Source organism: Thiomicrorhabdus marina (assembly GCF_017571465.1).
Classification (GTDB): domain Bacteria; phylum Pseudomonadota; class Gammaproteobacteria; order Thiomicrospirales; family Thiomicrospiraceae; genus Thiomicrorhabdus; species Thiomicrorhabdus marina.
Map to the genome: position 1 here is coordinate 108,955 of NZ_JAGETV010000006.1, position 13,608 is coordinate 122,562.

8 protein-coding genes are annotated in these 13,608 nt (G+C 46.0%); 3 read left to right on the top strand and 5 right to left on the bottom strand.

All coding sequences use genetic code 11. The features are described from left to right. Nucleotides 1-29 precede the first annotated feature (29 nt). The gene (locus tag J3998_RS13375; protein ID WP_279576220.1) at nucleotides 30-158 is read right to left on the bottom strand and encodes a hypothetical protein; all 129 of its coding nucleotides are present in this window, start codon (nucleotides 156-158) and stop codon (nucleotides 30-32) included. A 71-nt stretch (nucleotides 159-229) separates the two neighbouring features. Further along, the gene (locus J3998_RS05285) at nucleotides 230-1,537 is read right to left on the bottom strand and encodes a lytic murein transglycosylase (RefSeq protein ID WP_208148427.1); all 1,308 of its coding nucleotides are present in this window, start codon (nucleotides 1,535-1,537) and stop codon (nucleotides 230-232) included. A 121-nt stretch (nucleotides 1,538-1,658) separates the two neighbouring features. On the opposite strand from J3998_RS05285, the gene rlmKL reads away from it, so the two are divergent. Next, nucleotides 1,659-3,878, top strand: coding sequence for a bifunctional 23S rRNA (guanine(2069)-N(7))-methyltransferase RlmK/23S rRNA (guanine(2445)-N(2))-methyltransferase RlmL (gene rlmKL / locus J3998_RS05290; RefSeq protein ID WP_208148428.1), 2,220 nt, complete (start codon nucleotides 1,659-1,661; stop codon nucleotides 3,876-3,878). Nucleotides 3,879-4,015: 137 nt separating this feature from the next. Here the strand turns inward: rlmKL and J3998_RS05295 are convergent, their stop codons facing one another. Next, complete coding sequence (locus tag J3998_RS05295; protein ID WP_208148429.1) at nucleotides 4,016-5,248, bottom strand: EAL domain-containing response regulator; 1,233 nt, start codon at nucleotides 5,246-5,248, stop codon at nucleotides 4,016-4,018. 27 nt (nucleotides 5,249-5,275) lie between these two features. Beyond that, nucleotides 5,276-8,350 carry a CHASE domain-containing protein gene (locus tag J3998_RS05300; protein ID WP_208148430.1) on the bottom strand — a complete coding sequence of 1,025 codons (3,075 nt, stop codon included), beginning with the start codon at nucleotides 8,348-8,350 and terminating at the stop codon, nucleotides 5,276-5,278. 210 nt (nucleotides 8,351-8,560) lie between these two features. On the opposite strand from J3998_RS05300, the gene hemN reads away from it, so the two are divergent. Further along, on the top strand, nucleotides 8,561-9,943 hold the full coding sequence (gene hemN, locus J3998_RS05305) for an oxygen-independent coproporphyrinogen III oxidase (protein ID WP_208148431.1): 1,383 nt from the start codon (nucleotides 8,561-8,563) through the stop codon (nucleotides 9,941-9,943). A gap of 12 nt (nucleotides 9,944-9,955) precedes the next feature. Here hemN and J3998_RS05310 read toward each other — a convergent pair whose 3' ends face one another. Continuing rightward, complete coding sequence (locus J3998_RS05310; protein WP_208148432.1) at nucleotides 9,956-10,876, bottom strand: YdcF family protein; 921 nt, start codon at nucleotides 10,874-10,876, stop codon at nucleotides 9,956-9,958. A 147-nt stretch (nucleotides 10,877-11,023) separates the two neighbouring features. Here J3998_RS05310 and clpB point away from each other — a divergent pair, with 147 nt between their 5' ends. After that, the gene (gene clpB / locus J3998_RS05315; RefSeq protein ID WP_208148433.1) at nucleotides 11,024-13,591 is read left to right on the top strand and encodes an ATP-dependent chaperone ClpB; all 2,568 of its coding nucleotides are present in this window, start codon (nucleotides 11,024-11,026) and stop codon (nucleotides 13,589-13,591) included. Nucleotides 13,592-13,608: the final 17 nt, after the last annotated feature.

Consider the following 13,608-nt stretch of genomic DNA (forward strand, 5'->3'; position numbering starts at 1 on the left):
GCCTTCATTCTGAAGGCTTTTTTTATTGCTTATTTTTTTTCGGTTTTTTCTCGCTGAATTTGATTACTTAGAATCAGCAGACGTGCCTGTAATAACCAAAAGATAAAAGCCACCGGCTTTATCTTGGTTTTATTCGGTCTATCGGGTAATCGATTCATTATTGCAAAGCTCCTATGGGCGAAGCTTCAAACTCCTCGCTGACGTCAATGGGGACGTGTTCTGCGCTTCCTTAACTGTCGTTATTACTCTGTTTTAATGCAGAGCGTAAATAATTCAACATCCGCACTGATGGGTAACCATCGGCAGGAATTGAGATTGATTTTTGAAAAGCGCGTAGCCCTGATCGAGTCATACCGCCGGCAATTCCGTCCGCTTTACCAACAGAGAAGCCTAGCTCATTGAGAAGAGATTGAATTTCAATCACCTGGTTACGGTTCAGGCCTTTGTCGTCAGCAGGCTGACCTTTAGTCAATTGCGCTTTATAACGAATTTGGTCGGCGAGGTAGCCAACACCAATGGCGTAGTTCGTTGAATTATTCCAGCGTTTAATCACCTTAAAATTATCAAAAACCAAGAAGGTCGGGCCGCGATAATCGCTCGGTAAAACCAAGATTGCATCCTGTATTGCAGGGTTGATAGCGTTGCGGAGTGTTTGATTTTCGGTAGTCTTAATGTTTAATTCTTGCCATTCGTTGATAGAACGTTTGGTTTTATTATCGGCTAAGGATAAATCAAAACCTTTCGGCAGTTTAACTTCCAAGCCCCATTCTTGGCCGCGCTGCCAGCCAAGTTGGTTGAGGAAATTACCAGCCGAAAATAGTGCGTCAGCTGTGCTAGTCCATAGATTGACTTTACCGTCTCCATCACCATCCACTGCGTAACGCAGATAGTTGGTTGGCATAAATTGCACTTGTCCCATTGCTCCGGCCCAAGAGCCTTGCATATCGCTTAAAGAGACATCGCCTCGGTCAAGAATAGTCAAAGCGGCGATGAGCTCTTTACTGAAGAATTCGCTGCGACGAGGGTCAAAAGCCAGCGTCGCCAATGACTGAATAATCGGATCGTAGCCGGTATAGCCACCGTAGTTGGTTTCCATTCCCCAAAATGCGACTAGATAGGCGCTTGGCACGCCATATCTGTCTTCGACCGCTTTAAGCAGTTTCATGTTTTGCACATGGTTTTCACGACCGTTTTCGATGCGAGTTTTTGATACGGCTCTACTAAGATACTCGAAAAAAGTTCGCGTAAACTCCGGCTGTTTGCGATCCATCTGTAAGATTTTGTTGCTCAGTTGAATATTGGTAAAGGCTTTGTCCAGTGTGGCTTTGGAGATGCCTTCAGCCATAGCGCGTTTCGAAAAGTCCTGTAGCCAAATCTGGAATTCTTGCTGTTGCTGGGCAGTAAAACTCGGCTCAGTTTCTGCATGCGAAGGAGTGCTGAATAAGGCACTGCTAATGAGTAAAATGCTACCGATGCTAAGAACCGGTTGGGTGAATTTATGCCATGCTTTCTGAAAGGTTGCTACCGCTTGAGTCATTGAGACCTCTAATTGCTATTTTATATTTATCAAATTGTTTTCCTATTCTACTCAAACAAGGCTAAAGGAAAAGCCAAAAGCGGATAAAATGAGCGGCACTAAGAATGATAAGGAATCTCCTATGACGACCGCCGATCAGTTTACCTGTTTTGCCACCACTGCCGAAGGCTTGAATGAGCTTTGCCGTGAAGAACTTATCAGTTTAGGGGCGACTGATGCTAAGGCGCAACCGCGTGGAGTGACCTTTATTGCCGATATTGAAACCCTATACCGTTGTTGTTTGTGGTCGCGAACCGCCAACCGTATTTTTTTAACGATTTTGGAAACCAAGCTTGAAAACCAAGAAGCTTTAACTACCGAAGTGGCCAAGATTGATTGGCAACAGCATATGGATGCTTTCGGTTCTTTCTCGGTTAGTTTCTCCGGTAAAGGCATGGGCATCGACCATACGCATTATGGTGCTTTGAAAATCAAAGACGGCATCGTCGATTATTTCCGTGAGCATTGTGATGATCGTCCAATTGTCGATAAAAAGAATCCTCAGCTCCGAGTGCACGGTCACCTGAACCGTAACCAATTGACTCTGAGTATCGATTTAATCGGCTATAGCCTGCATCAACGTGGTTATCGACAAGGGCAGCAAGTGACAGCACCGCTGAAAGAGAATGTCGCGGCAGCAATTTTATTGCGTGCCGGTTGGTCGGAAATCGCCAAGCAGGGTGGTGTTTTGTATGACCCGATGTGCGGCTCAGGGACTTTCTTGGTGGAAGCGGCGATGATTGCTTCGGACTTAGCACCGGGCTTGATTAAAGCCGATGAGATGCAGCTGAACTTCTGGAAGCAGCACGACAAAGCGTTGTGGAAGCAGTTGGTTGAAGAAGCCGAACGCCGTGAAGAGGAAGGTTTGCGTAATCTGCCGGATATTTACGGTTCAGATGCTTCGCATAAATCCTTGGATATTGCCGAAGAAGCGATTGCTTCAGCCGGTTATTCGGATTCGATTGAAGTTAAACAGATGACGGTGGAGCAGGGACGTCGTTGGGGCGATTGGCAACCGGGCTTGGTAATTTGTAACCCGCCGTATGGCGAGCGCCTTGGGGAAATCGATGAAGTGAAGCATCTGTATGCCGAGCTGGGAGACTACCTGAAAAACGAATTTAACGGCTGGCAGGCAGCGCTGCTGACTTGTAACCCTGAGCTAGGAATGTATCTTGGTCTAAAGGCGAAACGTTCGCATAATTTTGCCAACGGTCCGTTAAGCTGTAAGTTATTGCGCTTCGATATTACAGAAGAAGCACATCGTGAGCCGACCTTAAAAGGTGGTATGGAACTGGCATCACAGGTGCAAGAATTCCTGCCGCAAATGGCGGAAAGTGACGGTGCGCAGATGGTGGCTAACCGTATTCGCAAAAATCTGAAGACATTGCGTAAGTGGGCCAATAAAAACAAGGTTTACGCCTACCGTGTATATGATGCCGATATGCCGGAATATGCCGTTGCTATCGATTATTACCACACCATTGAAGAAGGTGAATGGCTGGTAGTAAATGAATACGCGCCACCAAAATCGGTTGATCGTGGTAAGTCTAAGAATCGTTTGTATCAAGTGATGTCGGTACTGCCGGAAGTGTTTGAAATCAGCGCCGATAAGATTATCTTCAAAGTGCGTGAACGCCAGAAGGGCGCATCGCAGTACGAGCGTATGGACGAACAGAAAGAGTTCTTTACCATTATCGAAAACGGCACCAAGTTACGCGTTAACTTTACCGATTATCTCGATACCGGTCTGTTCTTGGATCACCGCGATGTGCGCGCTAAGGTGGCCGAACTGAGCCAAGGTAAGAGTCTATTGAACCTGTTCTGTTACACCGCTACAGCCAGTGCCGAGGCGGCGATGGCCGGTGCTAAGTCGAGTTTGAGCGTGGATATGTCAAAGACTTATTTATTCTGGGCGCAGCATAACTTTTGGGCGAATAAGATTGACGAACAGAAGCATCAAGTTGAGCGCGCTGATGTCATTGCTTGGTTGGCTGAGCAGGCCGAAGCACCGAAACAAAAATTCGATGTTATCTTTATCGATCCGCCGTCATTCTCGTCATCGAAGAAAATGGAAGGCGTGTTGGATATTCAGCGTGACCACGGCTGGATGATTCGTAAAGCAATGCAGCTATTGAATCCGGGCGGGGTGATGGTTTTCTCGAACAATTTGCGTAAGTTCAAAATGGACGAGTTGGTCGAGATGCAATTTGATGTGAAAGATATTACTGCTGCAACCATGCCGCAAGATTTTAAGCGCAATAGTAAGATTCACCAAGCGTGGCTAATCTCGGCGCGCGGTTAAAGATTTTTTTAGGGAAACGTAGAACAAGTCCAAATTTTCCAAAGCCCCTGTCTCGACTTACCCCTTTGAGTGTCGAGTTCTTCGTTTGAAGAGATAAACTTCTTGCTGAAGTCAATGTGGGCTTATTCTGTGTTTTCTCAGATAAGGGGCGTGAGCAGGTTTTCTTGCTGAATGCGTTGCCGCCATTGTTGGTGCCAGTTTTCCAGTTCTGCAAAAGGCATCGGCTTTGCGATAAAGTAGCCTTGCGCAATGTCGGCACCGAGAGTTTGCATGTTACGCCAGTCTTCAATCGTTTCTACGCCTTCGGCGACTGATTCCATTTCTAAATGTTTCGCCAGTGCAATGCTGGCCTTAACAATCGCATTCATTCGGTGCTCGTTATGAGCATCGTGGACAAATCCTTGGTCTATTTTCAGTTCATCAAAAGGCAAATCTCTAAGTTGTAGGAGCGATGAATGGCCGGTTCCAAAATCGTCAATCGAGAGTTTGAAACGATGTAGCCTTAGACGCGCTAATATATCGAGCACAGGCGCTAAATCTTTTGCCAAACGGCTTTCGGTGATTTCAAAAGTGATCTGTCGCGGAGAAAAGTGTTGCATCTGAGTGGTCTGAATTAGAAAGTCCGAGAAATTTACATCAGTCAGATCTTGCATCGACAGATTGATGGAAATTTTTGGCATTTGTTCAGGATCCCAATCGTGAAAATCTTCAATGCTTTGTTTAATAACCTGACGAGTGATGTCGGTAATCAAGTTCGACTCTTCGGCAAGTGGAACGAATTGCTTAGGGGAAATCATGCCCAGTTCAGGATGCTGCCAGCGTACCAAGCATTCTACACCGAGCCAGAGTCCGGTTCGTAGACTGACTTTCGGTTGGTAAAAATTAGTCAGTTCGCGATGATGTAAAGCCATCACGAGTTGTCTGCTATCCAATTTCAGTGCTTGGCGTCGTTGATGCGATGATTGTAAGTGGTGCAGAAAACGTTTTTGCGTGCGAGCCAATTGATGATTCAAAGCGTCTGCTTGAATGGGTTTATGTAACGAACCAATAACATTCAAACCTTGCAAACTAGCGAGTTTGAATAAGGTTTTATGCATTAGTTCATCTTCTCCGCTTAAGAAAATGATGCTGCCGGAAAAGTTAGACTGATGCATTAATCGCAATACTTGAATACCATCGATATCTGGCATATTTATATCTAAAAACAGAATGTCGGGGCGAATTCCTGTGTTACATTCCTCTAAGGCATCGCGAGCCAGCTCAAACGTCCGTACTTTCGTTAGACCGCGTTGTTGCAGCATCAATTGCATCATTTTCAGAATAAAGGGGTCGTCGTCCAGAACCATAATGTTGAGGTTTTTATCGAGCATTTTTATCCCTTTATCAGAGTTTGGCACTCAAGCTTTCTGCTGTTCTTGTTGCAGATATTCGTTAATCGCTTCCAGTAATTCAATCGCTTCCGCTTCCAGTAGTCGAGTTAATTCCGGTATCTGATTCAGCTGATTGTTTTCTACTTTTTGCTGTAATTCGATGCAGATTAAACGTAATTTAAGTGCGCCTACCGAGGCACTGGAAGATTTTAATCGATGTGCGAGAAGCCCGATCTGTTGGTAATTAGCTTGTTCTTGCGCCGCTTGAATTTCATTGATGGTTTGTTTGGCATTGACCTCGAAATCCTGGAGCAGGGAACGAATGACTTGTTCGTCATCGCCGACCAGTTGACGTAAAGCATTACTGTCAAAGTGGGTAGGGTTTGGCTTTTCGTTAGCGTTATTGATCTGTACTTGAGGTGCAAAGTCTACCGGCGTTGGCAGCCACTTTTGCAAAGCTTGTTGTATTTCGGAAATCAGTGCCGGTTTAATTAGATAATCGTTCATGCCGATCTCAATGCATCTTTTCGCTTCACCTTTTAGAGCATTTGCGGTCAAAGCGATAATCGGTAATTCTGCGTCGGTTACGCTGTTTCGTTCGAGCTCTCGAATCGCTTGGGTTAGCTGCATGCCATCCATGGAAGGCATATGTAAATCGGTTAATAGCAGTGAATAGTCGCCGCTCTGCCAATTTTCTAATGCCTGTAGACCGTTTTCAACCGTGTCTGAAGCATAGCCTAATAGGGCGAGTTGACGCTGGATGACTTTTTGATTTACTTCGTTATCCTCAGCAACCAGAATAAGCTGGTTTCTAGCAATGGCTTCCTCGCGGCTAGGAATATTAATCACACGATGATTGGAAGCCTCGGTAAATTCTTGCATATTTAGCTCGATTAAACCCGCACCTAAGGCGACAAAACGCAGTAGTCGATTACGAGTTAATACATTGCCGTCAGATTGGAATAGGCGTTCATGCAATTTACGGTTATTGCGGCGTCGATTCTTCTGCGGTAAACATTGGCTGAGCAACAAGATTCGCAATTCAGAGTGCGCATCCAGATAAGGTTTAAATTGGTGTAAGCTGGGTTGTTCTTTAAAGCATTCAATTAACCAGATATCGCTAGTTGGTTGTTCAAGCGTTGCTCGTTCAAGACTTTCGGCAATACTCACTTTAACGCCACTGGCTTCAAGGTGAAGCCGGATATCGTCGAGATGGCTTAATTTGGGGTTTTCGGTAATTAGGGTGCAGCTTAAGTTCCCTAGTGTCGGTGCAGTGTATTGTCTGGTATAAGTCGATGGTTGTAATATTTCGAACGGCATGCATACAGTGAACACGCTACCTTGTTTGGGTGTGCTACGTACTCCAATTTCGCCACCCATCATTTCGACCAATTGTCGGGAAATGGTCAACCCTAACCCGGTTCCGCCATAGTTGCGTGTTGTCGAACGGTCTGCCTGCTCAAACGGTTGGAAGAGTTTTTCTTGCAGTTTCGGTTCAATGCCAATTCCGTTATCGGTCACGGTAAATTTAATCCACTGCTGATTATCTCGGCGTTTATCAAGTTGTACACTGACTTTGACCGTACCGACGGCGTATTCTGTAGTGGAGAATTTAATGGCATTGCCGACTAAGTTGGTCAATATTTGTCTCAGCCTTAAGGCGTCACCGTTTACCGATGTAGGCAGTGTTGGATCGGTAAAAAGTGCAAGCTGTACTTGGTTTTTGCGAGCGCTTCGATCGAGTAAAATACAAACCTTATCGACTTCTTCTTCAATCGACATAGGTTCAAAGTTAAATTCCAGTTTGCCGGCTTCGATTTTAGAGAAATCAAGAATGTCGTTGATAATACCGAGTAGGCTATTAGCGGATTCTTGAATGGTGCGTACCATTTCAATTTGCTCGCCTTTTAGACTACTTTGATTTAAGACTTCGATCATGCCGATAACGCCATTCATGGGGGTACGTATTTCATGGCTCATGGTGGCTAGGAAGTTCGATTTTGCCAAGCTGGCGGTTTCTGCCTGTTTAGTCGCGATAGCTAATTCTTCGGCTTGTTCTTGCAAGATGCGCTCTTTACGTCCCATATAGGTGATGATAGCGAATAGCAGAAGATCGATAATCAACCCCAAAATCCCTACCATCGCTGGCTGCCAGCTTTGATCTTGTGCAAGATATTCTGGGCCGGCGGTTACCCGTAAACTCCAAACACGTTGGCTGTTTTTCAAGGTTAACACCTTTGTGAAGCCGGTATCTGTCACTGCACGGATATCGGCAATGCCATCGGATTTGTAGAGAACTGAATCTTCATTCGGGCTTGCGCCGTCATAGAGTTCCAGTAATAAACCTTGGTGGCTGAAACCGAGAATGCCATGCATAAAATCGGCGGCGCGGAAAGGGCTGTATACATAACCTTGAATGGCGTCGCGGCGCTGCTGTAATGTTTTTGTCGGCATTCCTTTGTGGTACACGGGTTCATATAGCAAAAAACCGTATTGCACGTCGGTTGTTGTCTCTTGCACTAAAGTCACTTGTCCTGACACGGCAGCGGAACCGGTGTCACGGGCTCGATCCATCGCCTCGCGTCGAGTTTCCTGCGAATACATGTCATAGCCAAAAGCACGTTTGTTACGCCAGTCGAAAGGTTCTAAAAAGACGATGGCGGAATAAAGTTCCCGCTGTTCCGAAGGTCTTACGCTGTAGTCTTCAAATCCTTCGGCACGGATTTTGGCAATATGTTGCTCAAGGTCTTCGGCTTTGATGAATTCACTGTAACCGAGCCCTTGAATGCCGGGAAAGCGGTGTTCGATTTTTAAGCTGGCGACAAACCTCTGCCATTCGTCACGAGTGACCTCTTCCGAGGAGTCGAAAAACGCTTTACCGGAGCGAATAGCCATCTCGTAGGTGTGTAGTCTCTCGGTGATGGCGGCAGAAATTTCTTCGCTGTTCAATTGAAAGCGGGTTTCGGCTTTTTCCAGTAGCGTATTCTGGGAAATTTTCCACGCCACCGCGGTCAATGTCAGGGAGATAAACAAGACAATCCAAGCCGCTAAAGGGTAACGGTGTACTTCAAGTAGGGATTTGAGCAGGTTCTTAATAGACATAAATGTCGCCGATTTTTTATTAAACTGTAGCGCTGTTGAGAAAATAGCATAAAACATTTGGCCTTAGTTTGTTAATCAGCGACCAATCGTTGGTAAAACTGTTCCAGAATAATTCCTTTCAATTTCCGCTCTTGAGCGAGATTAACTCACATTTATCAGTCATCGCTTATCCTCTGTGGTCAAAACAAAATACAGAAAAAAGAGATTGAGATGAAACAGAGCATTGAGTTCGATACCAATTTAATCAAACGTTATAACCAAACCGGGCCGCGCTACACTTCTTACCCGACAGCTTTACAGTTCGATGAAAGTTTTTCGTTAGACGATTATCGTCAAGCCGTGGCGCGTAGCAATCAATCCGGTCGTGGACTGTCGCTGTATTTTCATATCCCATTCTGCGATACGGTCTGTTTTTTCTGTGCTTGTAATAAAGTTTGGACGCGAGACCGTTCCAAGACTACGCCTTATCTTGAACGCCTGTTCAAAGAAATTGAAATGCAAGGCGAACTGTTCGATAGCAGTCGTGTCGTTGAGCAACTGCACTGGGGCGGTGGCACGCCGACCTTTTTGAATAATGACGAAATGCGCCAGTTGATGGAAAAAACCCGCCAGCATTTTAATCTGCTGGATGACGATTCTGGCGAGTATTCAATTGAAATCGACCCGCGTGAGGCGGATAGAGAATCGGTCAAACTCTTACGTGAACTGGGTTTTAATCGTATGAGTTTAGGGGTGCAGGATTTTGATGAGAAGGTGCAGAAAGCGGTTAACCGTATTCAATCGCAAGAGCAGACATTTGAAGTGTTGTATGGCGCTCGTGATGCTGGATTTTTATCGGTGAATGTCGATTTAATTTATGGTCTTCCGCATCAAACCGAGGCTGGGTTTGTAAAAACGCTGGATAGAGTGTTAGAAGCCGAGCCAGACCGCTTTTCGATTTTTAATTATGCGCATATGCCGAGTTTATTCCCGACGCAGAAAAAGATGAACGAAGCGGATATGCCGAGTGCGGATGAAAAATTGGCGATTCTACACGCTGCCAGTGAGCGCTTGCTACAAGCAGGTTATATCTATATCGGTATGGATCATTTTGCCAAGCCCGATGATGAATTGGCAGTGGCGCAACGTAATGAAACCCTATATCGCAACTTCCAAGGCTATTCGACGCATGCCGAATGTGATTTGGTCGGTATGGGGGCGACTTCGATTTCACTGATTAATAACACCTACGCACAGAACCGCAAAACCTTGGCGGAATACTATGAGGCGATAGATAGCGGTGATCTGGCGGTTTACCGGGGAGTGCAGTTAAGTGAAGACGATGAATTACGTCGCGATGTGATTACTCGTCTGATTTCGCATTTTCATCTGAGTTTTGCAACGTTGAATAAGCTGTGGAATATCCGTTTTGACGAGTATTTCGCCAAAGAGTTGCAACGACTTCAGCCGATGCAGGAAGATGGCTTGATCGAAATCAGCGCGGATGATATTTATGTCACCACGAAAGGCCGTCTGCTGATTCGTAATATCTGTATGGTGTTCGATGCGTATCTAAAGCCGGATATGCAGAACCGCTTTTCAAAAGTGATTTAAACTCAGTTTCGATTACTTTTCAGCGGTCTGAGTTTCGCCTTTGGTTTGCAAAAGCTGTTGCTCGGACTGCTGATAAAAGGCATCGTTGTCTGGGTGAATTTCTAGTTCATTGTCATGTGGCAGTGGGCCAGGGAATAGAGAACTGGTTTTATCGGTCAAATAATAGACCACCAAGCCAATCCACTCTTTCCAAGCCGGTTCCAGCACTTGCAGATGGTCATAGAAGTCTAAGCCCCAAACTCGCTGTTCAGCTTGTAAAGAGCGATAATCGACCGGATAGGGAATCACATTGATGCCTTGTTTACGGGCGATGCCAACCGAACGCGGCATATGGAAGGCGGACGTTACCAGCAGATATGAGCCTAGTTTGTCGTCCGTCGTTTTTGGCAACAGTGGTTTGATATTGGCGAAGTTCTCAAAGGTATTGCGCGCCTGTTTCTCAATTATTAAACGTTTTAAATCAACGCCCATAGCCGAGAACAGCTGCTGTTCGATGCTCAATTCGTTTTGCAATCCCTGTTTCTGCACCGAACTATTGCCGCCGGCATAGAGGATTTTCGCCTGCGGGTAATCAATGCTCAATTGTGCAGCGCCGATAAAGCGGTCGGCTCCTTGTCCGACCTCGGCAACATGCCAGCTGGCAGAACGCATAATATCTTCTCCTCCGCCCAAAACGATAATACCGTCAATTTTCTCCGGCATTTGCTGAGGTTTAGCGAAGCGAGATTCCAGAGGGGTCATTAACCAGTCGGCCATTGGATAACTCATAATGCTCAGCGCGACTACCGAGGTCGGTACTAAAATCCATTTAGCGATGCGAGCTCGGTTAAACAGTAAGAACAGGGTTCCCAATGCAAACAGAATCAGCAGTAGATTACTCGGGCTTAAGAGCGCCCAAGCCAGTTTGGAAAGCACAAAAAACAGGTTGTCCATAAATCTCGTTTAGTTTGATAAAGCGTGGTTTAAGGCGTCTGAATTCTTGATAAAAAACAATAAATTCGACTGCTAAAACTTGAAAGCCTAATTTTCAACCCCATATTCAACCTAGAGAAAAATCACGGCACTTTTTATGGGGGTGTTATGCAAGATAAGTTTACTTCGCAATTTCAATCAGTACTCATGCAGGCGCAATCTTTGGCGGTGGGCAAAGACCATTCCTATATCGAAGCGTTGCATATTTTAACCATCTTGCTGGATGAGCAGGCAAGTTTGCTCAATCTGGCGCAAATTAATATCAATAGCTTGCGCACTCAAGTGCAGCAGAAGCTGCAACAGCTGCCGACGGTAAGTGGAAACAATAATCTACAACTCTCGCCGAAAGCGGCGTCTATTTTAACCTTAATGGACAAACAGGCGCAAAAACGTGGCGATCGTTTTATCGCTAGCGAACTGTTTTTCACCGCACTATTAGAAGTGCAAGACGATGCGGCGACACTGTTTAAACAAGCCGGTGCAGACAAAAACAAATTAGAGCAGGCGATTGAACAAATTCGTGGGGGTGAGAGCGTGCAAGATCAAAATTCAGAAGAGAACCGTCAGGCTTTGGAAAAATATACCTTGGATTTAACCGAGCGCGCCGAACAAGGCAAGCTTGACCCGGTCATCGGGCGTGACGATGAAATCCGCCGTGCCGTGCAGGTGTTGCAACGCCGTACTAAAAACAATCCGGTGTTGATTGGTGAACCGGGCGTTGGTAAAACCGCCATTGTCGAAGGTTTGGCGCAACGTATTGTCAATGGCGAAGTGCCGGAAGGGCTGAAAAACAAACGTCTGTTATCGCTGGATTTGGCCGGTTTGTTGGCCGGTGCCAAATACCGTGGTGAGTTTGAAGAACGTCTAAAAGCGCTGTTGAAAGACTTGGAAAAACAAGAAGGCCAAGTAATTCTGTTTATCGACGAGATTCACACGATGGTGGGAGCCGGTAAAACCGAAGGCTCTATGGATGCTGGGAATATGCTAAAACCGGCGCTAGCACGTGGTGAACTGCACTGCATTGGCGCGACCACGCTAGATGAATACCGCGAGAACATTGAAAAAGATGCCGCGCTGGAACGTCGTTTCCAAAAAGTATTGGTGGATGAGCCGACCGAAGAAGATACCATTGCGATTTTGCGCGGCCTGAAAGAGCGTTATGAAATTCACCACGGTGTGGCGATTACTGACCCGGCAATTGTCGCGGCGGCGAAACTGTCGCAGCGTTATATCACTGATCGTCAGTTGCCGGATAAAGCGATTGATTTGATCGATGAAGCGGCATCGCGCATTCGTATGGAAATTGATTCCAAACCGGAAGTGATGGATAAACTTGACCGTCGTTTGATTCAGTTGAAAATCGAACAGGTCGCGCTGAAAAAAGAGAAAGACGACGCTTCGAAAAAGCGTCTGGCGATCTTGAATGATGAAGTTGCTGAGCTTGAGAAAGAATACTCGGATTTGGAAGAAATCTGGAAGCGTGATAAAGCCGCATTGCAAGGTGCGCAAAAATGGAAAGAGCAATTGGATGCGGCGCGTACTGAGCTAGAAATGGCACAGCGTAGCGGTGATTTGGCGAAAATGTCGGAAATCCAATACGGCAAGATTCCTGAGTTAGAGGCAAAAATCCGTGAAGCGGAAGCGGCCGAACAAGCTGCGCAGGAAGACGGCGGCAATAAACTGCTGCGTAACCAAGTTTCGGATGCCGAGATTGCTGAAGTGGTCGCACGTTGGACGGGTATTCCTGTGGCAAAAATGCTGGAAGGCGAGCGTGATAAATTGCTGAAAATGGAATCGGTACTTGAGAAACAAGTGGTTGGCCAAAATGAAGCGGTTAAAGCGGTTTCTGATGCAATCCGTCGTTCACGTGCCGGTTTAGCCGATCCAAATCGACCGAACGGTTCTTTCCTATTCTTAGGGCCAACCGGCGTCGGTAAAACAGAGTTAACCAAAGCACTGGCGGATTTCTTATTCGACACCACAGATGCGATTGTGCGTATCGATATGTCTGAGTTTATGGAAAAACATTCGGTGGCGCGTTTAGTCGGTGCACCTCCGGGTTATGTGGGTTATGAACAGGGCGGTTATTTGACCGAGGCGGTGCGTCGTAAACCTTATTCGGTGATTTTGCTGGATGAGGTCGAGAAAGCGCATCCTGATGTCTTTAATATCTTATTGCAAGTGTTGGATGATGGTCGTTTAACCGATGGGCAAGGACGTACGGTGGACTTTAAGAATACAGTTATCGTTATGACTTCCAACCTTGGTTCGCAGTTGATTCAAGAAAAAGCCGGCGCAGCGTCCTATGATGAAATGAAGTCGGGTGTGATGGAAGTGGTCGGCGGCTATTTCCGTCCGGAATTCATTAACCGTATCGACGATATCGTGGTCTTCCATCCATTAGGTCGTGAGCAGATTCGTTCGATTACCGCGATTCAGTTGCAGCATTTGACTAAACGTCTGGCGGCAAACGACATCGGTTTTGAAATTGCCGATGAAGCTTTGGATTTATTGGGTGAAGCCGGTTTTGATCCGTTATTTGGTGCTCGTCCGTTAAAACGTGTTATCCAACAACGTTTAGAAAATCCATTGGCTCAGAAAATCTTGGCTGGGGAATTTGCGCCAAATAGTACGGTGCATGTCAAAGTCATGGAGGGGGAATTGAGCTTTGCTTAATTTACACTTCCTTAGAG